General features: G+C 44.0%; 24 protein-coding genes, 1 pseudogene and 1 riboswitch. Of the genes and pseudogenes, 3 read left to right on the forward strand and 22 right to left on the reverse strand.

Annotation, left to right across the window (positions count from 1 at the left end; all coding sequences use genetic code 11):
- Positions 1 to 2: 2 nt before the first annotated feature.
- The 7 genes and pseudogenes from NFU07_RS06785 to ribE form a co-directional block, all read right to left on the reverse strand.
- The gene (locus tag NFU07_RS06785; RefSeq protein ID WP_251476093.1) at positions 3 to 1,016 is read right to left on the reverse strand and encodes a GTPase; all 1,014 of its coding nucleotides are present in this window, start codon (positions 1,014 to 1,016) and stop codon (positions 3 to 5) included.
- 67 nt (positions 1,017 to 1,083) lie between these two features.
- On the reverse strand, positions 1,084 to 2,904 hold the full coding sequence (locus tag NFU07_RS06790) for an LTA synthase family protein (protein ID WP_251476095.1): 1,821 nt from the start codon (positions 2,902 to 2,904) through the stop codon (positions 1,084 to 1,086).
- A 57-nt stretch (positions 2,905 to 2,961) separates the two neighbouring features.
- Positions 2,962 to 3,486: a histidine phosphatase family protein gene (locus tag NFU07_RS06795; protein WP_251476098.1), complete on the reverse strand. Its 525-nt coding sequence runs from the start codon at positions 3,484 to 3,486 to the stop codon at positions 2,962 to 2,964.
- An 11-nt stretch (positions 3,487 to 3,497) separates the two neighbouring features.
- On the reverse strand, positions 3,498 to 4,205 hold the full coding sequence (locus NFU07_RS06800; RefSeq protein ID WP_251476100.1) for a DUF421 domain-containing protein: 708 nt from the start codon (positions 4,203 to 4,205) through the stop codon (positions 3,498 to 3,500).
- 242 nt (positions 4,206 to 4,447) lie between these two features.
- Complete coding sequence (ribH, locus tag NFU07_RS06805; protein ID WP_251476102.1) at positions 4,448 to 4,912, reverse strand: 6,7-dimethyl-8-ribityllumazine synthase; 465 nt, start codon at positions 4,910 to 4,912, stop codon at positions 4,448 to 4,450.
- 69 nt (positions 4,913 to 4,981) lie between these two features.
- Positions 4,982 to 5,593, reverse strand: a pseudogene (ribB, locus tag NFU07_RS06810) (3,4-dihydroxy-2-butanone-4-phosphate synthase); the annotation flags it as partial.
- Positions 5,594 to 5,607: 14 nt separating this feature from the next.
- Complete coding sequence (gene ribE / locus NFU07_RS06815; protein ID WP_251477139.1) at positions 5,608 to 6,237, reverse strand: riboflavin synthase; 630 nt, start codon at positions 6,235 to 6,237, stop codon at positions 5,608 to 5,610.
- Positions 6,238 to 6,539: 302 nt separating this feature from the next.
- A riboswitch (FMN riboswitch) is annotated at positions 6,540 to 6,770 on the reverse strand.
- 87 nt (positions 6,771 to 6,857) lie between these two features.
- Here ribE and NFU07_RS06820 point away from each other — a divergent pair.
- Positions 6,858 to 7,184 carry a CHY zinc finger protein gene (locus tag NFU07_RS06820; protein ID WP_251476104.1) on the forward strand — a complete coding sequence of 109 codons (327 nt, stop codon included), beginning with the start codon at positions 6,858 to 6,860 and terminating at the stop codon, positions 7,182 to 7,184.
- Positions 7,185 to 7,239: 55 nt separating this feature from the next.
- On the opposite strand, the gene NFU07_RS06825 is transcribed toward NFU07_RS06820, so the two are convergent.
- From NFU07_RS06825 to NFU07_RS06870, 10 genes are all read right to left on the reverse strand, one after another.
- Positions 7,240 to 7,737 carry a GNAT family N-acetyltransferase gene (locus NFU07_RS06825; protein WP_251476106.1) on the reverse strand — a complete coding sequence of 166 codons (498 nt, stop codon included), beginning with the start codon at positions 7,735 to 7,737 and terminating at the stop codon, positions 7,240 to 7,242.
- Between the two features lie 117 nt (positions 7,738 to 7,854).
- Positions 7,855 to 8,679 (reverse strand): metallophosphoesterase, encoded by an 825-nt coding sequence (locus tag NFU07_RS06830; RefSeq protein ID WP_251476108.1) that lies wholly within the window; start codon positions 8,677 to 8,679, stop codon positions 7,855 to 7,857.
- 69 nt (positions 8,680 to 8,748) lie between these two features.
- The gene (locus tag NFU07_RS06835; protein WP_251476110.1) at positions 8,749 to 9,135 is read right to left on the reverse strand and encodes a VOC family protein; all 387 of its coding nucleotides are present in this window, start codon (positions 9,133 to 9,135) and stop codon (positions 8,749 to 8,751) included.
- A 139-nt stretch (positions 9,136 to 9,274) separates the two neighbouring features.
- Complete coding sequence (locus NFU07_RS06840; protein WP_251476111.1) at positions 9,275 to 10,060, reverse strand: ABC transporter permease; 786 nt, start codon at positions 10,058 to 10,060, stop codon at positions 9,275 to 9,277.
- Positions 10,057 to 10,941 carry an ABC transporter ATP-binding protein gene (locus NFU07_RS06845; RefSeq protein WP_251476113.1) on the reverse strand — a complete coding sequence of 295 codons (885 nt, stop codon included), beginning with the start codon at positions 10,939 to 10,941 and terminating at the stop codon, positions 10,057 to 10,059. Before NFU07_RS06845 ends, NFU07_RS06840 begins: the two co-directional genes overlap by 4 nt.
- The gene (locus NFU07_RS06850; protein ID WP_235197303.1) at positions 10,938 to 11,132 is read right to left on the reverse strand and encodes a PLD nuclease N-terminal domain-containing protein; all 195 of its coding nucleotides are present in this window, start codon (positions 11,130 to 11,132) and stop codon (positions 10,938 to 10,940) included. The genes NFU07_RS06845 and NFU07_RS06850 overlap by 4 nt, the downstream gene beginning before the upstream one ends.
- 35 nt (positions 11,133 to 11,167) lie before the next feature.
- On the reverse strand, positions 11,168 to 12,268 hold the full coding sequence (locus NFU07_RS06855; RefSeq protein ID WP_251476115.1) for a DUF1648 domain-containing protein: 1,101 nt from the start codon (positions 12,266 to 12,268) through the stop codon (positions 11,168 to 11,170).
- A complete protein-coding gene (locus NFU07_RS06860) occupies positions 12,265 to 12,654 on the reverse strand; it encodes a GntR family transcriptional regulator (protein ID WP_251476117.1) in 390 nt (129 codons plus the stop codon). Before NFU07_RS06860 ends, NFU07_RS06855 begins: the two co-directional genes overlap by 4 nt.
- Positions 12,655 to 12,776: 122 nt before the next feature.
- Positions 12,777 to 13,472, reverse strand: a complete 696-nt coding sequence (locus NFU07_RS06865) for an MgtC/SapB family protein (protein ID WP_251476119.1) — start codon at positions 13,470 to 13,472, stop codon at positions 12,777 to 12,779.
- Positions 13,473 to 13,618: 146 nt separating this feature from the next.
- Positions 13,619 to 14,296: a peptide-methionine (S)-S-oxide reductase MsrA gene (locus NFU07_RS06870; protein WP_251476121.1), complete on the reverse strand. Its 678-nt coding sequence runs from the start codon at positions 14,294 to 14,296 to the stop codon at positions 13,619 to 13,621.
- A 153-nt stretch (positions 14,297 to 14,449) separates the two neighbouring features.
- Between NFU07_RS06870 and dacB the strand changes: the two genes are divergently transcribed.
- Both dacB and NFU07_RS06880 read left to right on the forward strand, forming a co-directional pair.
- A complete protein-coding gene (gene dacB / locus NFU07_RS06875; protein WP_251476124.1) occupies positions 14,450 to 15,934 on the forward strand; it encodes a D-alanyl-D-alanine carboxypeptidase/D-alanyl-D-alanine endopeptidase in 1,485 nt (494 codons plus the stop codon).
- A gap of 106 nt (positions 15,935 to 16,040) precedes the next feature.
- Positions 16,041 to 16,625: a protein-L-isoaspartate(D-aspartate) O-methyltransferase gene (locus NFU07_RS06880; RefSeq protein WP_285835941.1), complete on the forward strand. Its 585-nt coding sequence runs from the start codon at positions 16,041 to 16,043 to the stop codon at positions 16,623 to 16,625.
- 49 nt (positions 16,626 to 16,674) lie between these two features.
- Here NFU07_RS06880 and NFU07_RS06885 read toward each other — a convergent pair whose 3' ends face one another.
- The 5 genes from NFU07_RS06885 to NFU07_RS06905 form a co-directional block, all read right to left on the reverse strand.
- Positions 16,675 to 17,460, reverse strand: a complete 786-nt coding sequence (locus NFU07_RS06885; protein ID WP_251476128.1) for a cytochrome c oxidase assembly protein — start codon at positions 17,458 to 17,460, stop codon at positions 16,675 to 16,677.
- Between the two features lies 1 nt (position 17,461).
- The gene (locus NFU07_RS06890; RefSeq protein WP_251476130.1) at positions 17,462 to 17,968 is read right to left on the reverse strand and encodes a DUF2243 domain-containing protein; all 507 of its coding nucleotides are present in this window, start codon (positions 17,966 to 17,968) and stop codon (positions 17,462 to 17,464) included.
- Between the two features lie 121 nt (positions 17,969 to 18,089).
- Positions 18,090 to 18,782: a Na-translocating system protein MpsC family protein gene (locus NFU07_RS06895; protein ID WP_251476132.1), complete on the reverse strand. Its 693-nt coding sequence runs from the start codon at positions 18,780 to 18,782 to the stop codon at positions 18,090 to 18,092.
- A 673-nt stretch (positions 18,783 to 19,455) separates the two neighbouring features.
- Positions 19,456 to 19,668: a heavy-metal-associated domain-containing protein gene (locus NFU07_RS06900; protein WP_251476134.1), complete on the reverse strand. Its 213-nt coding sequence runs from the start codon at positions 19,666 to 19,668 to the stop codon at positions 19,456 to 19,458.
- Between the two features lie 66 nt (positions 19,669 to 19,734).
- Positions 19,735 to 21,855, reverse strand: coding sequence for a type IA DNA topoisomerase (locus NFU07_RS06905; RefSeq protein ID WP_251476137.1), 2,121 nt, complete (start codon positions 21,853 to 21,855; stop codon positions 19,735 to 19,737).
- Positions 21,856 to 21,991 lie beyond the last annotated feature (136 nt).

Consider the following 21,991-nt stretch of genomic DNA (forward strand, 5'->3'; position numbering starts at 1 on the left):
GATTAAGCTTTTTTTTCGCGTTTTTTGTATTTTTGGAACAGATCGCCGATCATATCATAGTCGATGGCAATGTTATTTTCATAGGCGTACTTTACACCGTAGCCGAGGGCAAGCGTCATGGCGGATGCCACGGTTCCGCCAATAACGGAACCCGCACCCGGAATGAATTTCAAGGCTTGGCGGTAGATTGTATGGCCGATTGTTTGAGTGGCCGTGATGACAATCATGTCTTTTGCCGCTTTTTTTGTCAACGGCTTATCATATAGCTTCGATAACTTGATGATCATCCCCACTTGCAATGAGGTCAACGGAATGACATCCGATCCGGGAATCGGAGAAGCACCGATTACGCCTGCCGAAACACCTGAACCGATGATCCAGCGGTTCGCTGCAGCAGATTTTTCTTTCATGCTTTTGGCGAAGAGCAGGTCTTTACCCTTCTTCTCGAGCAAAAAAAGAATTTCCTTCTTCAATGTTTCCAAATTTTCTCCGGTCTTCGAAGAAATCGGAATGACTTTGTATTTATTGTTCGTATGGTTTTTAACAAATTGGACGATTGACGGAATGTTCTCCGCCGCATCGATTTTGTTCAAAACGATCAAAATGTCTTTGTTGTGCTTTTCGATGCCCATGAACTTTTCTTTCTCGCTGTCCGAGAAAACCGTACCTGCCGCGTTCAAAAAGAACAGCACGACATCGGATTTTTGGACAAACTCAAGCGTTTTCTTCGGATTTTCATCGTTCGGGTCATTAAGTCCAGGGGTATCCATGAACTTGATGTTCTCCAGCCCGCGAATATTATAAGGATCGACGCTCACCGTTTCGCCAGGCATTGGATTCGTACTGGCGATATCTTCACCGATTATTTTATTGACCGTAGAAGATTTTCCAGCGTTGACTTCTCCAATCAGCGAAATGAGCAATTCCTGATCCAATAAGTCATTCACTTTTTTCATTTCATTTTCAAACATTTGGTCCATCATGCGGTTTACTTCTTCTTCAAATTCTCTGACCACTGTCCAGTCCCCCTTTTCCCATGTTTACTCCATATTATAAACAATTCACTCTTTTCCGCCTACTCATTCACTTTTCAATATATGGTTTCAATAAAGTGTCGCTGTACTTCAAGATTTCCAAGGCGTTTTTCTTATGTTTTTTGGTTTCGCTGTTTTTGGCGCGTCCGTCCATCGTCTTCATATCGTACATAGTATCGGGAAGCCTTGCCCCGGCCGCTTTATACAATTGCTCGGATTGAATAAATGATCCTCCCGGCATATAATAGCGCATCCCTAAAAGGTTTTTCTTATATTCGAATAGATTATGGCCGATCATTGGGGTATCAGCATCAACTCCAAGCAACGCTAAAATCGTCGGCATAATATCCACTTGGCCGCCTAAACGCGTCATTTGATGCCCTTCAAATAAATTGCCTCCAGCCATTATGAGGGGAATCGTAAAACGGTCTTTCATCGTATAAGGGTGGCCGATAAATTCTTCAAGGAGCAATTCATCTTCTTTTGTTACAGGAGACCCGTGCAGCCCTGAATGGTCTCCAAATACAACAATCAGCGATTCATCGTAAAGCCCTGTTTTCTTTAAGTCGCTGATAAAATTGCCGATTTGCTCATCAGCATAGCGAATCGATTGCAAGTAATTCCCTGTATAGGTGTCGATATAAGCATCGGGTAGATCCAAATAGCGCATTTCTTCAGGCAAAACAAACGGCGTGTGGCTCGTTAACGTAACGATATTCGAATAGAATCGCTCGTTCTTTTTTAATTGCCCGGGCAATTTTTCTATTACAAAATCAAATAGCACTTCATCTGAAGGGCCATAGCCCACTTCTTCCATATCGGGGATTTCTTCGCTTGAATATACTTCTTCATAGCCGAGCACCGGATAGAGAACATTCCGATTCCAAAAGCCCAGATCGTCAGCATGGTAAGTAGCAGAACCGTACCCCTCATCTCTCAGTATTCTGGAAAGCGATACAGCCTCTTTTCCATTTAAGCTATTAACGGTCGGAACCATGCCCTCTGCGTAAAGCCCTGTATTCGCAATCCACTCGGCATCGGATGTAGTACCCGCTCCGATTTGTTGAAAGACATTCGAGAAATAAGCGCTTTCCATGATCAAATCATTTAAATTCGGCGTGATTTCCTGTCCATCCAAAGTTCGGCCGATCGTGAAATTTTGCAAAGACTCCACTTGAATCATGAATAGGTGCCGGCCTTCCGCTAACCCGAACGTTTCGTGAGAGTTGACTGGGACGTATTCATTCCCTTTCAGCTCCTCTAATTCTTTTGCGGTCAACTCAGTAGAAGAAGCATGAGCTGTCTCATTTGCCCGTTGGTACATCTGAACGAGCTGCGATTGGATATAGCCGTTTTCTTTCGCAAAAAAAGAAACGTCGATAATGGGCTGCTTAAATGCATATGCTGTGCTGATCAGGCATATAGCTGCAATTCCGATAGTGGAATATGTCATAAGCGCATCTCTTTTTGGCGCTTCCCACCGTTTCGCTAGCATGAAGACGACCACTAAATCCAGGAAGAATAAAAAGTCGTAAGGATTGGCCAATAAAGCAATGGTGTGCCCGACCGAAGCCGATTGAGTGGTCTGCTGCAGATCATAATAGGATGGAATAGTAGAATAATAGCGAATGTAAAGAGTCACCGCGAAAAAGATAGCAGAAACAATAAAATTATAAATTCCAACAGCCAACCAAATCCGTTTTTTTACAATCAAAAGCAAAATGGCTAATGCGAATGCCCACATTGGAAATTCCACGAAAATAATGTGGACAATAGACCGTGTATCAAAAATCAGCACACGGAACGCAATGACTTTGATTAACAGCAAAGCAAATATCAACATATAGGAAAAATTACGGGGTTTCGTCATTCAAGTCACCTCCTTTTACTTAACGAATGAGTGCGTTAAATGTTTCATTTTAATTATTCAACTCCATATGCGCTTGATGCTGCCTTCTTCAATATTAACTTCATAAACATCTGGATTGGATAGTTGCTGCCATTCTTTGTAACCATAACTTTCATCCATATTTTTTAACAACAAGCCGATTAAATTTCCATGGGAAACAAGAATCGCACGGTCCGGCGCATTCGCCACCACTTCCAGCCCCCTTGCCATGGCTTCGTTTCCAGATTCTCCGCCCATCAGCTTCAGATCCAAATTGCCGAATGATTCTTCCAGACGTTCCATCCAGTCGGGTAAATTCTCAGTGCTGAGTACCCTTTCTGAAAGCCGGCTGTCAATTTCAATTTGAATTCCCCGGAGGTCTGCAGTCGGTTCAATTGATTGAATGGCACGCGTGAAAGGGCTTGAAATAATATGCGAAACCTTCTTTTCCTTGAAAAAACCGGCTAATTCTTGGGCTTGCCTTTCACCTTCCCTTGTTAACGCGGCTTCAGGCGCCTGTCCTGTTGCCTGGCAATGCCTGACTAGATAAATTACTTTCCCCATGCCCCACACTCCTAATTCCCTTTTTTAACATCGTCTTTATCCTCATTATAGGTCTTAATGAAAAATCCGTCTGTTTCTGACCATTCGGCATATAAAATATCCTTCAAAGTGGAGTAGCCAAGCTTCTGCAACTCATCGTACAGCCACTCTGGTGATTTTCCAACATACCTTAAAATCTCTTCATTCATTTTCCCCTCATCGATAAATAAAAAATTCAGCGCTTCATCCTTCACTTCCAACTCCAGCATAGCAGGAGTCACTTCGCCGAACTCTGGATATTTCCTTAAACTAACGGTGCCTCCAGGTTCCAGGTATAAATCCCGCACTTCCCGCAGCGAGAAGACGCCTTGTTGGCGGAGCATGACGCGCAATTGCTCCATTTCCAAATGATTCTTATTCAATTCTTTGATATTGAATTCTCCGTCGCGGATCAAAATAGAGGATTCTCCTTTTAGCAACACGCGAATCCGATCGTACTTCTGAGATAGTTTTTCAATAGCGAAAAGCATAGCACCCCATACCGCTACCGCAAACCACACATGCAAACTTGAAACTTTGTCATCGTAGATGCTTTCTTCTAAAATACCGCCCAATACAATCGAATAGATAAAATCAAAAGGCGTCAGCTGGGACATTTCCTTTTTGCCCAGCAGCCGGGTAACCACCAATAAAGCGATCAATCCAAAAAATAACTTTGAGCCAATATCGACATAAGCCATTGCCTAGACCTCCATTCAATAGTCTCTTACCATCCCCTTTCCCCTTATTTAGTTTCCTAAGCTATTTCAAAACCAGTCTTGACTACAAAAAAACTCCGGAGCAAAAGCTCCGGAGCCTATATAGGTTGAACTAAATTAATTGTAGTGTGATGAAATCGCTCCAGGCGGACGCGAGCCCGCGGCAAGCTCAGCTGTTTTGCGGAATATCGACAGGGAAAAGTTATTAGTTCAACTTATATAAATTACAATTTTTTCATCAAGTTAGCCATTTCAATCGCCCCTGCAGCCGATTCCCAGCCCTTATTCCCAGCTTTCGTACCAGCCCGTTCAATCGCTTGCTCAATTGAATCGGTCGTCAAGACGCCGAAGATAACCGGAATTCCTGCGCTGTCACTAACTCTAGAAACACCTTTCGCTGCTTCGCTGCAGACATAGTCAAAATGGGGCGTTGCACCGCGAATAACAGTTCCGAGCGTGATAATTGCATCGTACTTTCCGCTTTGCGCCATTTTCTTCGCTGCGAGCGGAATCTCGAAAGCTCCCGGGACCCATGCAATCGCTACATCATCTTCGTTCACTCCGTGGCGCTTTAACGCATCTTCTGCGCCGCTCAACAATTTGCTCGTAATGAATTCGTTGAAGCGCCCCACCACTATTCCAATCCGTAATCCTTCACCATTTAAATAACCTTCGTAATGTATAGCCATCATATTTGCTCCTTTTTAATATCAGCAATCGCTAATGTAAATTTTTTATCGCACTCAGCATATTTTTCAAATGGCCATTTCGCGTTCTTTGCGATATGCAACCAATGATTCAATCGTCAAAATTCCCAGCCCTAAGCGTTCGGCCACTTCCTGTAAATCATCGACACGCGCCATCGTACCATCTGGTTTCAAGATTTCACATATGACGCCAGCCGGAACAGAACCGGCGAGTTTCGCTAAATCCACTGCCGCTTCAGTATGTCCGGTACGGGTAAGCACCCCGCCGCTTTTGGCAATCAACGGGAATACATGGCCGGGCCGGTTAAAGTCGCGCGCTTGCGCCAATGGATCCGCCAAACTTTTAATCGTATGGGAACGTTCAAAGGCACTGATGCCGGTTGTCGTTTCTTTATGGTCAATGCTGATCGTAAATGCAGTTCCAAACTCATCTGTGTTTTCATCCGTCATCAAGGGCATGTTTAATCGAGCCGCAATTGATTCGTCAATCGGAGCACAGATTAAGCCTCTTCCTTCGGCAGCCATTAAATTGATGATTTCAGGTGTAGCAAATTCAGCCAAGGCAATAAAGTCACCTTCATTCTCACGGTTTTCATCATCAATCACAATCACAGCTTTTCCTGCTTTCAAATCACGCACGGCTTCTTCAACTTTATAGAACAAGACTTCCACCTCCATTAGAATCCATTTTCAGCTAACCAATTACGCGTCATTTTAGGCGCAGTCTGTTGAATTCGCTCTGTATATTTCGCGAGCAAATCGCATTCGACATTTACTTGTGCACCGATTCCTTTATTGCCAAGCACTGAATCTTCTTGGGTCGTCGGAATTAGGGAGATGATAATCGAACGGGCTCCTAATCCGAAAATAGTCAAAGAAGTCCCATCAATTGCAACCGAACCTTTATGCATCATGTATTTCATCAATGCGGGCTCTATCTCAATTTCTTTTGTCCAAGCATTCGCTTCTTTTCTAACAGCTCGAATCTTGCCGACCCCATCAATATGGCCGCTGACGAAATGGCCGCCAAATCGTCCATTTGCCGGCATCGCCCGTTCTAAATTAACGGGTGAACCGCTTGCCAGCTCTTTTAGCGCCGAAGATTTGAAAGTCTCTGGAATGACATCGGCAGTAAATGACTGCTGGGCAAAACTTGAAACCGTCAGGCAGACTCCGTTGACCGCTATACTGTCGCCCCGCTTCATATCTTCTAAAATCAATGAACAGGAAATCACCAGTTCCAATGATTGCGATTTGGACTGAACGGAAGAGATCTTTCCGACTTCTTCTACAATCCCGGTAAACAAATGCATCACGCTCCTCTTTTAACGCTTGGCCATACGCTGGCCTATTTTTGTGCATACCAAAAAGCACCTGTATTTCTGATATGCTGGGTTCTTTGGTGTCAGAGACACCCTTTCGATGTTGCTAAGTTGGATTCTTTCCACCAAGGGGCTGTCGGGTGGCAAGGAAAGGAAAAACAAGAGAGGTAAAAATACACTTTTTAATCGGCACCGTAAAAAGCGTGCACCAAATAAGCTTCATTTCTTGGCTGCGAAATGAAAAATGAAAGCTGTTTATTAAAAAAGTGTATAACAAAATAAGCCTTCAAATTCTTCTCCCATCCAGACTTTCACTGTCGGTGCCGGATTTTCACCAGCTCCACCGCTCTTTAACAACAGCAAACGGGCATGTCCAGAACCGGCGAATGCCGGAACTGGGCGATGCAAAAACTCAGGCGGGGATGCCTGCAGCTTACATTTGCTTAAAGATCGGGTCACGGACTTACAGTTTCCTGCTCACCGCCGGTAAGGAATTTCACCTTGCCCCGAAGAATTTGATTCGATTATTTGTCGTTATAAGGGTAACATAATTAAAAGAGGAATCCGATTATATTGAAAATTTTTTTGAAAAAGGGGTGAAAAGAATGACACACGAAATGACTGTAAAAGGATTGGATGTAGACCCCGAAACCCGCTGTCGGCATTACCATTCAGAAGTAGACCGCATTGCGATTAAATTTTATTGCTGTGGAATCTACTACCCTTGCTTTGAATGCCATCAAGCGGTCGGATGCGGCCAACATCAAGTATGGCCTTTGGAGCTTTTTCATGAAAAAGCGATTCTTTGCGGCAGCTGCGGCCAAGAATTGAGTGTTACGGAGTATTTGGAATGCCGTTCTGAATGCCCGTCATGTAATTCCTCTTTTAATCCTGGATGCAGTTTGCATAAACATTTATATTTTGCTGCATAAAAAAGGGCTGCCCGGTAAGTCGTTATTCGACTTATGGGGCAGCCCTTCTATTTTTTCAAGCACTTTCAGTGGCTTGTTCAACTCTTAGGCACATGACGATTTGCTCGCCTTTTGAACGCATCAAGCGCCGGCCGGTATCCTCAAATCCGGCTTTCTCATAAACCCGCTGCGCCGCAAGATTCCGCGCATTCACACCGAGTACAATTTCATCAAATTGCGGATATTCTTTTCTGATAAATTCCGGAAGGGCGTAAATTGAGCCTGTAGCGATTCCCCGGCCTTGGAATTTAGGGTTTACTGAATACCCGCGAAGCAATAAGGCCCGGGGATTATTGGAGTATTTTTTCCGGTCATCGGATTCATCAAGCTCGAAAAATCCAGCCACTTCATCACGCGCTTTGATGATGATTAAATGCTTTAACGGATTTTCCGCATCCCGCTCAATGATGTCTCGGGGAAGGCCGGTAAATTCAAGCTGATCGGATGGCAAATCGTACGTGACAGCCACTTTTGATGAGTAAGGATGAAGCGATACTTCTTTCTTTTTTATCATGATAAACGCCTCCTTGCTGCTCATGGAATTCCATTTTAACTCCGATTATAGCACGCTTTTATTTTATTGAGTTTTCAAGATTGTAAAGTTTGGAATTTCGGCAAAATAGGGCAATTACTAAGCTTTCTCCAAAGTGACCACGATAATTTCTGGTAAATTGAAAATTCTCACTGGAAAACCGCTATTGCCTAGGCCACGGCTCAGCACCAGACGTGTCGACTGTTCTTCGAAAAGCCCTTTTGTCATGGTCGGAAACCATCCTTGGCCCGGTGCAAATAAGCCGCCAAGACCTGGGAAACGGATCTGCCCGCCGTGCGCATGCCCTGCAAATACTAAATCGATTTCTTCTTCTACGTAAATGCTGAACATTTCCGGACGGTGTGCCAACAAGAGTGTAAACCGCTCATCGATGCCTGCATCTGCCAGTGCATTGCGTGTGAAGTCCTGTTCTGTTTGCTGGACATCGATCAACGGGTCATTGATGCCGGCAATCTGCACAGATTCACCTTCCACTTCCCAGTCCATCGATTCGTCCATCAATACATGGACACCTCTTTGTTCCAGCGCTTCCGTAATTTCATCGATTTTGTTCACTGCCACTTCATGATTTCCAAGAACATAGTAGACTTCACTCATTTCGACCAAGGCATCCACAAGCGTTAAGCTTGTATCCAAATCATAGCGATTGCTGTCGATCAAATCGCCCGTCAGGAAAATGGCATCGGGTTTGGCCGCTTCCACTTTTTCAATTAAAGACGATTGCCCCTCGCCAAAATTGGCGTTATGTAAATCGGAAATTTGAACAATTTTTTTGCCGTCAAAAGCCTCAGGCAGCTTGTCCGATTCAATGGTGAATTCCGTCGTTTGGATCCAATTATTATTAACCCAAATAAAGCCCCATAGAAGGAGCAGCACAAATAATAGAGCACCTAATTTTTTCATATTTTAACCTCTATTCACAGTTGGCCGAATGGTTAGGTTCCTTTTCGTACCAGTCATTTTCTCTCTTTTTCACTCAGGCGCCACGATTTCGAACTTCATTCGGTCCGGCGCTTCTATAAATACGGCATAATAGTCCGGTCCGCCGGCAAATGGATGGCGGTCTTCATATAAAATGCGAAAGCCCATTTTCCTGGCTTTTTCCGTTAATGCATCTACATGGCCCCTGGAATCCGCGTGAAACGCCAAATGATTTAAGCCAGTCGCTTTCCGGTGATAGCCTTCAGGCAAAAAAGCTTCTTCAGTTTGGACAAATACCACATAGGTCTTACCCATTCGATAACTAAAACCTTCCGGCCATTCCTGATACAGCTTGTAGCCTAAATCCGGCAAAAAGCTTTCATAGAATTCCCGTGCTTTCGTCAAATCGGATACATTGATTTCTACGTGATGAAGCATATTTTTTCGCCCCTTTTTTTCATCATAACAGATAGCAGCAGCGGATTTCGAATTTGAAAAGGCCAGATGCAGATTCCAGCCTTAATCAGCTTCCAGATTAGATGCAAAAAACCGCAGCTATTTGCTGCGGCGCATGCCGTCAAACTTTTGCAGTGGAAGCTTTCTTTTTCGCCATCCAGGTTCCGAAGAAGAGTAAGGCAAGAATTAAAGCAAAAGCAATGCAAAGAGTCCACCAATAATCGCTCAGATCCGGGCCCCCGTACAGCCATTGCGCTGCGTAGGCCGGGATTTTCATCGGAGAAAATGTCCAGTAAGCTCCGACTAGGCTATCTACGATTTGCATGAAAAAAACAAGAGCTAAGGAAACGGCTGCCGCGAGTCCAGCATTGGGCATGGTCGCACTTGATGCGAGCACTATCGTCACAACCAATAAAATCCAGATGCTATAAGTTCCTGCAAATTGCAAGAAAGGAATGATTTCCACTTGATCAAATAGGAGAAAAATATAGTAGTAAGCAGCCAGCAATCCAAGCCAAACGCTGATAACTCCAGTAATGCTCGCCATAAGCCATTTACTCAAGAAATAATCCCGGAATGATAGCGGCCTTACATAAAGCAAAGTGGCTGTTCCGCTCCTTCTTTCGCCCGCTATCGTCCCCATGTAAGCCAAGATCAATATAGCCATCCCGATCAGTTGATATTGTCCAATGACTGCCTGCAGAATTTCTTCAGGCTTCGGCACCGGCAATTCGATGACTGCCCCTTCCGGCAGATTGCCGAGCGAATCCAATAATTGCGGCAAAAAATAATTCGTGACAGGCTCGAGAATCCCAAAAAGGATAAAAACAATCGGTATCCAGAAAATCTTATAACTGCGGAGGTTTTCTCGCCATTCTTTATGAAATAAAATACCGAATTGATTCATTTGCCGCCCGCCACCTTTATGAAAATTTCTTCCAGTGAAACCGTCTTCTGTTCCACCCCGACTACGCCTTCTGCGTTTTCAGCGAGCTGGGCTAACACTTTTTTCATAGCCGCACCGCCATTTTCTCCAGTAGCCAGCTCTAACGTCGAGCCATTCAAGCTCGCCGGCAATGAATTAAACCCAGCAAATGCTGAAGCTTGTGCAGCTGTCTGGAAACGGATTCGAATGCGCGGTTCCGCGTATCGCTCTTTCACTTCTGCTAAAGATCCTTGCTCAACTAATTTTCCTTGCTGCATAAAAAGCAGTTGATCGGTCATTTGTTCCGCATCGTTCAAAATATGGGTGGAGTAAAGAATCGTCGTATCCGGCTGCAAAGATTTCAACAAATCCATGACTTCCCTGCGGCCCGTCGGGTCTAGAGCAGATACCGGCTCATCCAGCAATAATAGCTTCGGTTCATGCACAATCGCCTGTGCAAGGCCGAGCCGCTGTTTCATCCCGCCAGAAAATGTGCCGGTCTTTTTGTTTTGAACCGATCCCAAACCGACAAATTCCAATGTTTTTTTCGATTGCGCTAAAGCTTTTTTTGAATCCACTCCACTCAGCTTCGCAGCCATTTCCATGAATTCAAGCGCCGTCATCCAAGGGAAGAAATGAGGATGCTGCGGCAAGAAGCCGACACCCGATTCCCGATTCCATTTGATCGACCCGCTCGTTTCCCGAAGCAGCCCGGCTAGCATAGACAATGCTGTGGTTTTCCCGGCGCCGTTCGGTCCAATCAATGCCGTTGCTGTTCCTTCTTCCAAAGCAAAAGAAAGATTGCTTACTGCAAGCTGCTCCCCGTATCTTTTAGTCAAATGCTGAACTTCTAAAATCGTCAATAGTTTCGCCTCCCGATCACTAAGTACAAAATAGGCCCGATGATATTCACAACAACGATGAGGACGGCCCACATCCATTTCGGACCGTTTGGATTTGGATTTTTAATCAAGTCAATTAATGTGAAAATCATTAATCCGATTTGAATGAGCAATATAGGCAAAAGCAATAAGACTATAGTCGACTGATCCATCACTTTTCCTCCTTTCTTTTATCTTCAAAACCACTTTACTGGGTTAAAAATGCAATGATCAAAATTGCAGCGAGCGGCAAAAATAGAATCATCCAGCTCTTCGGATTTCCTAAATTGACTGTCCAGCCGATGCCGAACCGTTTTTCCACCATAATCGATGGATCTTCCTTATTGATGTAAAAGAGACCTGCTTTCCAGTATCGGTCGCTGTCTGCATCTATGATATCCGGATCGCTTCCCCCGGTTGCAGGACTTGCAGAGAACTTGGCTACTTTGATGGTGTAAAAAGCAGTCACGGCTAAAACGAGAATGGTGAATCCGATTGTCATCGCCATCACCCAGAGTGAACTGCCAAGTTCCGGATAGATAAGGGATAACTGCAGGCTTCCGAGTAAAAGCGTCACGGCTACAGAAGTGACGAATAGGAGCCAGCTTCCGTATTTCCGGGAGGCCAACTCCCTTTTGCGGGATTGAACCTTTTGAGTGGCCCGGATTTTTGAGCCGCTTGTTTTTCTTGCTTGGTTGATGAAATAAAAGAGCCCTTGCATAATGAGCAGGATCAAAAGCATCGAAATACTGGAGAAAATGGTTTTATCGGAAAAACGATCCGCTTCGCCATCTGCTCCCCAATGGACCGGTATCTGTTCAGGCAATTGGCTGTAGACCGTTAAAGTCAAAGCGATTAATCCGATTGTGATAAGCATGGGCAGCAAAAAAGCGATGCCCGAAACCATTTCCAGATCATTGCGGAACTGAAGGTCCACAATAACTTTCTCTTTTTTTCCAAGTACCCATCCTTGTTCCTGTTTTTCTTTTTTCACTTTCAAATGGTTTTTGAAATAAAGAGCCATGCTGAATGCCACGAGGCCTAACTGCAGCCCAACTCCCCATATCACTGCCTGCCCTTCTTGGACATTCAAGAAATTCACCGCTAATGCATAAAAAACAGCAGCTACCAGCCCGCCTACTAGAACAAAGCCGCTATAATTCTTTTTTAACCGGCTAAGAAATTTTTGCTGATGATAAGGCTCCGGAACGTAAATGCCAAAAACATCCGTAGCTCTTACCAAATAAGGCATAAATGCTTGAATTCCCGTAAGCAATACCAGAATGAAAACCATCAAACCTATTGTCATTTAGACCCCTCCCTTATTTCCCTTACCATCTTCTCCACCATCGCAGCCAATTCTTCCCGGCTTATTTGAAGGCATAAAGCTTCAGTCAAAATTGGCCGCAGTTCTTCTTCCATACGAATCTTCTCTTCGGCAGTGGCCGAGCGCACCGCATCTTTGTGTATGAAAACACCCTTCTTTGGAATAATCTCAATCATCTTTTTCTCTTCCAAATAATGATATGCCTTATTTACCGTATGCATGTTCATGCCTAAGTCCGCTGCAAAAGCTCGTACTGAAGGAAGCGATGTTTCAGGCGCTAATTCTTCACTCGCGATGCCTTCCATGATTTGCTGGGCCAATTGAAGATAAATGGGTATAGCCGAGTCCGGCTCGATTTCAATAAACATTCTTCCACCTCTTTGTTCTATTCTTATTAGAACAGTTGTTATATAAATAGTAGAACAGATTTCAAGAAAAATCAATCTAAAAAGGCTATGAATTTTCATTCAAAGCCTAATCCTTTCTGTTCTTAAATTTTTATATGAGAAACAAAATCCAAGCACTGCAATGCTTTTATGACCTCCATTTCTTTTTTAAGCTGCCCTTCGGTAATAACGATGATATAGCTCGAAACTTTTCTGTCGCTATAGGCTTCAATGGACTCAATTTGAAAATCGAGAATCGGGATCCCGCTGCCTTCAAACAATTCACTAATTTTTTCGAAGGTATCTTCCCGATCTTCAGCGATGATTAAAATCTCTTTTTGGCGGTGAAACGAAAAATACTTTTTTTCCAATTTCTCCAGAACATACAACGTGATCAATACGATAACTGTAGCTAAAAGAGCGACATAGTACATGCCGATGCCTGTAACAAGCCCTAGTCCAGCAGCCACCCAAATAGACGCAGCAGTGGTCAACCCTCTAACCGATCCCCGCTGGACAATGATGGTCCCCGCTCCTAAAAACCCGATTCCGCTGATTACATAGGAAGGAATCCTCGAAGGATCGTAGCGGATCGTCCCGTCATCATTTTGGATAAATACATCAAAACCTGTTACGGACAAAATCATCATTAAACAGGAGCCGGTTCCAACGAGCAGGTGGGTGCGCAGCCCAGCTGCCTGTTGTTTAGACTCCCGTTCCACACCAATCATTCCACTCAGTAAAGCCGCCAGCAGCAGCCGCCCTGCAATTACTGCGTAATCATGGGGTAGAAAGTCCATCTTCCTCCTCCTCGGCTTCTCGTTCTAACACCTTTCCTTTTGTTTACCCGCAAAATCCCAATAACATCGCATCCCAAATAATAAATAAGCGAGAAAAAGGAGTTGTCTGATAAGTCAAATAGAGACTTATTGGACAGCCCTTTTCCTCACCATTTCATTGCCATCAATCTATTGATCAGGATTTCCTGGTATTCAGGAGCAATATTCCACCCCGTAATCTCTGATTTAAGATTTTGGCGATTTCCGAAGCCTTTGACAAAGCCGTTCAGCCGGGCTGCAAACGTAGAATCGGCCAGCAGTCCAACATCTGGATATAAAGGCGCTAATTGCTCCATCGCTTTCGGATAACGCTTTAAATAGTATTTCTGATGCCTTTCTTCGGCCAATGTAAAATCAGTGAAAGCCCCAATATCGGTCTCAATTTCTTCGCCTATCTTCTGCTCCATTTGCCGTTTTACTTTCTCAACCATTCGTTCTTGCTCAGGGCTCCGAAAGCGAATCAAAGAAATATACTGCCGTCCTTTGTATTGATCACGGTTCGGATAATGGTTGTTCCAGAAGTGCAGAAGTATTTCTTCATACGAAAGAACCGCTGCATCAAAGTCAACTTCCACCGTTTCTGTGTGATCACCCATTTTTCGGTAGCTTGGATTTAAAGAAGTTCCTCCAGAAAATCCTACACGTGTACGGATGACTCCAGGGAGGCTTCCGAAACGGGCTTCTGGCCCCCAAAAACACCCCATTCCAAATGTAGCGGTTTCAATAGTTTCTGCCGTTGCCGTCAATCCTTGTTCAATGATTCGAATCGTTAATTCTTCGGCCATTTCTCTACCTCCTCAATTGCTTCCATTAGAACATATTGATGTGCAATTGAAAAGTTTGGGTGTATTTTACAAAAAAGATTTTAATAATTACAGTATTATCTGATAATTTCATGATAAAATGGAATAAATTTAAAAAAATTTTAGGAGGAAATTATGAAAATCCAAAAAAAACTCATGGCAGGGTTGGTCGCTTTCGCTGTTTTCTTGAGCGGCTCCGCATTTATGGCTCCATCCGCTGATGCAGCTTCCCCATACTCTTCACTTCAAAGTTCTGCCGCATCCGTCTTGAAAGACAATCGCTTAAAGGGTGTTACCCATAGCGTCACGGTCCAGAATGCAGCAACAGGTGAAGTCGTATACGAAAAAAATCCGAACCAACTGGTCACACCGGCTTCCACCATAAAAACCTTGACGGCCGCGGCCGCCTTGGAGACGCTTGGTGAAAACCACCGCTTCACTACACAAGTTTTGACAAATGGCTCTGTTTCAAAAGGAACTTTATACGGCAATCTCTATCTTCGCGGACAAGGGGACCCAACTCTTTTGAAAAAAGATTTCGATGCCTTTGCCTCTATACTTTCCAAACGCGGAGTTAAACGTTTATCCGGCCATTTAATCGGCGATGACACTTGGTATGACGCTGACCGTTTGTCTCCCGGAATTTCAAAAGAAGATGAATCCTATTATTACGCTGCTCAAATCTCCGCGTTGAGCTTATCGCCAAATACCGATTACGATACAGGATCGGTCATCGTGCATGCGAAAGCATCAAGCCAAGGAAAACCGGCAAAAATCACTTTAACTCCTGCAACAAACGTCGTTCAGATCATCAATAAATCAAAAACGGTTGCCAAAGGATCCCGCAACACCTTAAAAATTGTGCGCCAACATGGGACAAAAAAAGTGGTCATTACCGGGAATGCACCAATCGGCAATGACGGGACAAAAGAATGGATAGCTGTTTCAAATCCAACCGCTTATGCTTTGGATGTCTTCAAAAAGTCACTTTCGGAAAAAGGGATTCGTTTTGTTGCCACCTCAAAAACGGTATCAGGCAAAACTCCATCGAATGCACGTGTTTTATTGACCAAAAATTCAATGCCTCTAAAGCAATTGATGGTGCCATTTTTAAAACTCAGCAATAACACTCATGCCGAAGTATTAGCGAAAGAAATGGGCAAAAAAGTTTATGGGGATGGCAGTTGGAATTCAGGCCTGAAGGTAATGCGTGAATACGGGGCTTCCATCGGCTTGGATACAAGCAAATGGAAATTCGAAGATGCTTCCGGAATGTCCCATGCCAATAAAACCACTTCAAAAGAATTGAGTAAATTGTTGATCCATGTCCGTTCCGAACCTTGGTACAACAGCTACCTGAAAGGCCTTCCGGTCGCAGGAGCGAAAGAACGATTTGTCGGCGGCACATTGCGCCAGCGTTTGACGACAGGGGCAGCGAAAGGCAATGTTATTGCCAAAACCGGGAGCTTGAATAACGTCAGCGCCCTTTCAGGCTACATCAAAACAAAAGACGGCGAATGGCTGACTTATTCCATCCTGACCCAAAATACAAAATCCAGCACAGTGCCGGTCATTGACCGCCTAGCTTCAACCATCGCCAATTCAAAGAAAACCAAGTAATCGGATTAGGCAATTCTGCTGCTTTTTATTAAAATAAAGATATAAAGTGCATGCTGCTAGCTGTTTTTCATGATCGAACTCCACTTTTGGAAAGTGAGTGAGCGCTATGGAAGAAGGCCGCAAAGAAAAGATTCTATCTTATTTCCGCGAATTGGACAGGAGCTTCTTTATGGATATCCATAAAGAAGCAGCCCATCTGGATGAAGCGGTTCCCATTGGGTATGAGCAGACAATCTCCCAGCCTTCCCTTGTGTTGGAAATGACGCTGGCATTAAATCTCCAAAAGGATTCTGCGGTTCTTGAAATCGGCACCGGTTCCGGATTCCAAACTGCATTGCTCGCTGAGTTTTCAAAAACGGTTTACACCGTAGAAAGAATCGAAGAATTACACACGCGAGCAAAAGAACGCCTCCAAAAAGCCGGTTTCCAAAATATCTACTTTAAACTGGATGACGGCAGTGCAGGCTGGAAAGAAAAAGCGCCTTTTGACCGGATCATGGTGACTGCTGCTGCCTCCGAAATGCCGCAAGAGTTAGTCGACCAATTAAAGCCGGGCGGGAAAATGCTGATTCCGATCGGCAGCGCCGTGGTCCAGAAATTGAAACTCGTAGAAAAAAATGAACAAGGAAAATTGACTACCACTACTTTAAATTATGTTAGATTTGTGCCGCTGAAGGGAAAATACGAATAACGAAAGGCTATGGCCGCAGTTTCTAGAAAAAACTGCGGCCATAGCTTTTTTATTTCTCTCCGATTTCCTTCAACAATTGTCGAGGACGGGCAGCTTGATACCATTTCCAGCAAAAAAGGCCAATCAAAAAGGCATCGACGATATCTCCCCCGTAGTACATCAACTTTCCTGCCGCTTGTGCGTCAGCAAGCGCTGTACCATCAGGCGGAAACGCATAAATCATTTTCGACAAAATGCCATGCGCAGCCAGTGAAAGAATCAGCAAAATTGCGCGCGCGAGATAACTGACACGATGCGGAGACGGATCTATGCAAAGAATTGCTGCCGTGAACAGGTAGCCTGCCATAAAAAGATGAAGATGAATTAATCCATTCAACAAAGGAGAGGCATCCATCAAGCTATATAGCTCACTCCGATATAAAACGAACATGCCGCCTGTATTCAGTACCCCTGCTGTAACGGGATGGGAGATGAATACAGGCAATGGACTCTTCAGGAAATGCGATACTTTTCTTGCTGCCCCAACGGGAAGCGTGCGCAAGAGCAGGGTCATGGGAGCTGCCAGCACGGCGAGTAAAGGAGCTGCCATCCCAAGCATTAAGTGAATCCACATATGGTCTGTAAAAGCATGTGACTGCCCAGCAGTTCCGAATCCTCCGACGGAAAAGGCAATCATCAATAGAGCAAAAACCCATAGAACGGTACGATATATCGGCCATTTCCGGTAAGATCTGCTCGAAAAGAGAGCAGCGTGGACATAAGCTGCAATCAGTGCCAGACAAAGTACGACAACCAAGAACTGGACGACGGAACCATTCTCTAGATGTTGCGTCATCTCATTCTTCCTCTTTCGGCTTCTTCAACGCTTTGCGGGTCTGCAGCAATAGAAAAGCCCCTATTCCAAGCACGCTTGCTCCAGCAATATTCCACACCAGATCATATGGGAAAATGTCGACATTATAGCGAATCTGGTGAAGTCTTAAAAGCTTATGCTGCACCAACCCATCATATAATTGAAATGCCCCTAACCCAAATAGCATAGCTCCGATCCACCTTTTCCCCCATAACGCATTTCTTCGCCGAAGATCCGCGAATAAAAAGAGAGAACTGATTGTCGCAAACCAGCCAAAAGCATGAAACAATCCATCCGACAATAAACCGACTGCCAAAGTGGACTGATCATAGAAATGATGCCATTGCAGCAGAAGGTGAAAACCCACTTCATCGATAAAAGCTGCTAATCCAACACCGAATAACAACCCAGACCAAAAATTGCGTGCTTTGAAAACCACTCGATTCTTCTTATTGGCATATGCGATAGAGTTTAGGCTGTTGGCAGGCATAGCATCCTCCTTATGACCAGAGTAGTGAAAAAAATCTATTTTTCATGGAGTTATTTTTGATGACTTATACCCGATTCCCTTTCAAACAAAACGCTGATGCCAACACAAAGCGTTTTCTTGCTTACTGAGGTTCTAGCAGCAAAATTATGTATCCTTCATCTTCTTTAAAATTCCAATCAAGATAGATTTCTTCAATTTTCCTTCGAAGCAGCTCCTCTAATGCGCTTTGCTTCAGCAATTTCTTTTCAAGCCGCCTTTTCGCCTGTTTCAATTGCTCTATATAACCGTCTTCAATTAATTCTGCTTCAATTTTCATGAAAATTCCGGAACGCTTTATTAAGATTGTCCGGTTATTCAACCAGCTGATGTTAATGGAATCCGGAACCTTCTGGGCAGTCTCACTGGAAATCATCACTTCCCGGTAGACAGCTGATTCATCTACTTTAGCAGGCCAAGGCAACGCAGCCTGTTTCGTTTTTTCTTTTAAGATGACAAAGATGAGTCCAGTTTGGTCATCCACATTCCAATCGGTATAAATTTCAGATACCGAAAACTGCCCAATTTTATACAAATGCAGTTTAATTTCTGGTTTCAAGTCTTTCATCAATAAATTCCGGATTTCCAAAACACGCTTTATTTCCTGTTGTTTTAAAAGTATTTTCTCTGTTTGCGATAAAAAGCCACGGAGATGAATTGTGATGTAGCGGTCGGCCACTGTCACATAAACAGAAATCGGGCCTTTGCCAAAGTAATTGCGCAGCAAAGTAGAAATGTAGCTCCCGATTTCTTTTTGAATCATTTTTTCTGTAGACATGGTATATGCTCCTTTTTCCCCGAAAAGTCGTTAACATGGTTTTTTTATGAGATGGAAACAAAGGAGAAAAAATGCAAATCCGTTAATGCCCCATGCTTTCCGACAACAAAAAAACTAAAACCTTCAAGTTTCTTTTCTTTAGCTGCTCTATACATCGTTTGACCTCCCTCAAACAATCGCTCTCCAATATTTCCAATAAAAAGGAAAAGAAAGAAAGGGAACAGCTAGTGTAAAACTTGGAGGTGCTTCAATCCATTTTAATTTGAAACTTTTTCTACTCTGAGAAAGCTGGTAATGTTCTGCACCTCAAGCCGTTGGATATGCCTGAGTATTTGTAAATTCCCGATTTCCAATAGCCTTTAAAATTTGCATTTATCTCCCGCACATTCTCTTCCATTAATCTTTTTGCATATATTCAATGAAACAATGCTTTTTTCCATCCCTTTTTTAAGACAAACCGAAAAAAAGCCGAAAAGAATCATAAAGATTCTTTTCGGCTTTGCTAACAGCTCTATTGTCTGCAGCATCGTACCAAAATATAGTAGTGGATATGAATTTAAAGTTGGAATGGCAACTGAATGCAAGTGATACTAGGGCATATCAGAAACTCTATTGTTTTCTGAGTAAGTTCAGTTTACATTACTTTTCCACTAACGTAAAGGAAACTGGGTACTTACTGTTCCCTCACTTCGAATCCTTCCAACTGGATTCTTTTAACAATCTGATCCTCGCCGATTTGCGCGTCGTCGTAAGTGATTTTCACTTCGCCTTCTTCTGTATCGACAAGGGCCCGTTCGATTTCCTCCATGCCCATTAACATCGTTTCAAGTACTTGAATGGGATTTTCTGCTGTTGCCTCTTTTACATAAATGGTCATAGTCGCCATCTTCCATCATCCTTTCGAGTAAATCGTTTCTTATGTTTACCCGAATTTCTGATTTTGAAAAGCTCCTTAAAATTCCATTTTAATTTTTCCCTCTTCAAGCACTAATTTAGCACTGAACTTCTTACCGTTTTTTGAAACAAAGCCTTTGATGACAGGCGTTTTTCCTTTTGTGCACAAATACTCGATTTGTTTGGCCGTCAGTCGTTTCTTCGCGAAAATGGCAGGAAACGATTGCTTGCAGCCATTCTCGTATTCCGTACAGTTAAAGGATCCTCTTCGAAAAACAATTTTGCCTTTTTGGCATCTTGGGCAAACCGCAATTTCATCTTTGCCTTCCAAATCCGGCATTTTTTCCGGCAAGCCGTTGGTTTTCATTTGGTTCGGCACTTCGTCCAGCAATTTTTGGATAAACTTCGCGATTGTTGCCAAAAACACCTCAGCAGAGCCTTCCCCTTTGCCAATTTTCTTCAAATACGTTTCCCATTTCGCAGTCATCGAGGGACTGGAAAGCAGATTGCCTTCAATCGATTGGCAAAGGATGCGCCCTTTATTGGTAATGGAGACAATATTCTTTTTCACTTCAATGTATTCATGCCGCTTGATGGTCTCGATGATGCCGCTTCGCGTCGCTTCTGTTCCAAGACCTTCGATTTCTTTTAGGATTTCGGTGTCTTCTGCATCTTCCACCAATTTCCCGCATGTTTTCATCATAGCGATCAATTGCCCCTCCGTGTAGGGCTTAGGAGGTGTTGTCATGCCTTCTTTGATTTCCACTTTCGCGTTTACCGGTTCCTGTTCCCGAAGTTCCGGCAAAGACGGCTCCGCTTTTGCTTCTTTCGCTGGCGGAAACAATTCTTTCCAGCCCTGCTCCAAATCGGTTTTTCCCGTCGTAAAGAAATCGAGGCCTTTAACATCGGTCGTGACTTTGGTTTCTGCATAGCGGTAATCGCGATGGAACATCGCAAGCGATGTCCGCAGCACTTCCTCGTATAAATTGCGCTCGTCTTTGGCGAGCCCTTCCAATTTCCGGGCAGTCGGAATCGACTTTGTCGGGATGATGGCGTAGTGTTCTTGCACTTTCGCACTATCGACAAAGCGTTTTTTCGGCGACCGCGAAGCTACAGGAAATTCCGCACCGATTAATTTTTGGTACGCTTCCACCTGATTCGCCAAATAACTGAACTCAGCAGGCGTGATATGCTGGGCGTCCGTACGCGGATAGCTGACCAGTTTTTTTTCATACAAGCCTTGCATAACCGACAATACTTTAGCAGGGCTGTATTTCCATTTCCGGTTTGCAGCAGCCTGCAAGGTGGACAATGAATGCAAAAGCGGCGGCTGAATCCGTTTTTCTGTCGTTTTCAGCTGCTTTACTAAGCCGTCTTCCAAGCCGTCTTCCAAGCCGGTGATTTGATGCTTCAATAGCAGGGCTTCCGCTTCTTGCCGTTCTTTTGCTTTGATTTTTGCCTTGCCTTTGTATTTTCCTTTTTCCGCTTTGAAGATGCCTTCGATTTCATAGAAAGGCTCAGGCACAAAAGCTTCAATTTCTTTTTCCCGCTGATAAATAAGGAAGACTGTCGGCGTTTGGACCCTGCCGATTGCAAACACTTCACGGATTCCTTTTTCCTGGAGCAGCAGCGAATACAAACGGGAGCCGTTCATGCCGACCAGCCAGTCGCTGATTTGCCGGGCTTTCGCTTCCTGATATAGCAAAAGATCCTGCCGGTTGTCCCGAAGCTGCTGGAATCCTTTCCGCACTTCATCGACTTCCAGGGAATTGATCCATAAGCGCAGGATGGTTTTCCCTTTAGCGCCGGTATGATAATAAATACTGTAGAAGATATTAGAGCCTTCCCGGTCTACATCGCAGGCGTTGATGACGGTATCGGTCTGCTGGATCAGCTTTTTAATCACACCGAATTGCTGGGCTTTGCCTCGTGCTATTTGAAATTGATAGCGCTCAGGCAAAATGGGCAAAGCAGCAAGAGACCATCTATTCCATTTTGGATCATAGGCTTTGGGTTCCTTTAATTCCACCAGGTGGCCAATTCCCCAAGTGATGTAAGCTCCTTCCGGAAAAATCGGATCGGGTGCCACTTCCATATAGCCGTCGCGTTTTGTCGTCTTAAACGCTTCAGCATATGCTTTTGCCTGACTCGGCTTTTCGGCTACGATAACGGGTTTCATCTATTTCGTCCTTTCACTTCGTTGTTCTTTATCTTTATTGTACTCCTTCAAGTAAATAAACAAAGCAAAAGCTGGTGCTCGACCTATTGTTTTTATGAAAATAGCTGTACAATATAAAAAAGCTTGAAGGAGTAGA

Source organism: Planococcus sp. NCCP-2050 (genome assembly GCF_023708025.1).
Lineage (GTDB): Bacteria > Bacillota > Bacilli > Bacillales_A > Planococcaceae > Planococcus.

Coding starts and splice junctions, on each gene's coding strand:
- NFU07_RS06790 (WP_251476095.1), bottom strand. CDS start 2,904: ATGACGAAACCCCGTAATTTTTCCTATATGTTGATATTTGCTTTGCTG.
- NFU07_RS06795 (WP_251476098.1), bottom strand. CDS start 3,486: ATGGGGAAAGTAATTTATCTAGTCAGGCATTGCCAGGCAACAGGACAG.
- NFU07_RS06800 (WP_251476100.1), bottom strand. CDS start 4,205: ATGGCTTATGTCGATATTGGCTCAAAGTTATTTTTTGGATTGATCGCT.
- ribH (WP_251476102.1), bottom strand. CDS start 4,912: ATGGCTATACATTACGAAGGTTATTTAAATGGTGAAGGATTACGGATT.
- NFU07_RS06820 (WP_251476104.1), top strand. CDS start 6,858: ATGACACACGAAATGACTGTAAAAGGATTGGATGTAGACCCCGAAACC.
- NFU07_RS06825 (WP_251476106.1), bottom strand. CDS start 7,737: ATGATAAAAAAGAAAGAAGTATCGCTTCATCCTTACTCATCAAAAGTG.
- NFU07_RS06830 (WP_251476108.1), bottom strand. CDS start 8,679: ATGAAAAAATTAGGTGCTCTATTATTTGTGCTGCTCCTTCTATGGGGC.
- NFU07_RS06835 (WP_251476110.1), bottom strand. CDS start 9,135: ATGCTTCATCACGTAGAAATCAATGTATCCGATTTGACGAAAGCACGG.
- NFU07_RS06840 (WP_251476111.1), bottom strand. CDS start 10,060: ATGAATCAATTCGGTATTTTATTTCATAAAGAATGGCGAGAAAACCTC.
- NFU07_RS06850 (WP_235197303.1), bottom strand. CDS start 11,132: ATGGATCAGTCGACTATAGTCTTATTGCTTTTGCCTATATTGCTCATT.
- NFU07_RS06855 (WP_251476115.1), bottom strand. CDS start 12,268: ATGACAATAGGTTTGATGGTTTTCATTCTGGTATTGCTTACGGGAATT.
- NFU07_RS06860 (WP_251476117.1), bottom strand. CDS start 12,654: ATGTTTATTGAAATCGAGCCGGACTCGGCTATACCCATTTATCTTCAA.
- NFU07_RS06865 (WP_251476119.1), bottom strand. CDS start 13,472: ATGGACTTTCTACCCCATGATTACGCAGTAATTGCAGGGCGGCTGCTG.
- NFU07_RS06870 (WP_251476121.1), bottom strand. CDS start 14,296: ATGGCCGAAGAATTAACGATTCGAATCATTGAACAAGGATTGACGGCA.
- dacB (WP_251476124.1), top strand. CDS start 14,450: ATGAAAATCCAAAAAAAACTCATGGCAGGGTTGGTCGCTTTCGCTGTT.
- NFU07_RS06880 (WP_285835941.1), top strand. CDS start 16,041: ATGGAAGAAGGCCGCAAAGAAAAGATTCTATCTTATTTCCGCGAATTG.
- NFU07_RS06885 (WP_251476128.1), bottom strand. CDS start 17,460: ATGACGCAACATCTAGAGAATGGTTCCGTCGTCCAGTTCTTGGTTGTC.
- NFU07_RS06890 (WP_251476130.1), bottom strand. CDS start 17,968: ATGCCTGCCAACAGCCTAAACTCTATCGCATATGCCAATAAGAAGAAT.
- NFU07_RS06895 (WP_251476132.1), bottom strand. CDS start 18,782: ATGTCTACAGAAAAAATGATTCAAAAAGAAATCGGGAGCTACATTTCT.
- NFU07_RS06900 (WP_251476134.1), bottom strand. CDS start 19,668: ATGGCGACTATGACCATTTATGTAAAAGAGGCAACAGCAGAAAATCCC.
- NFU07_RS06905 (WP_251476137.1), bottom strand. CDS start 21,855: ATGAAACCCGTTATCGTAGCCGAAAAGCCGAGTCAGGCAAAAGCATAT.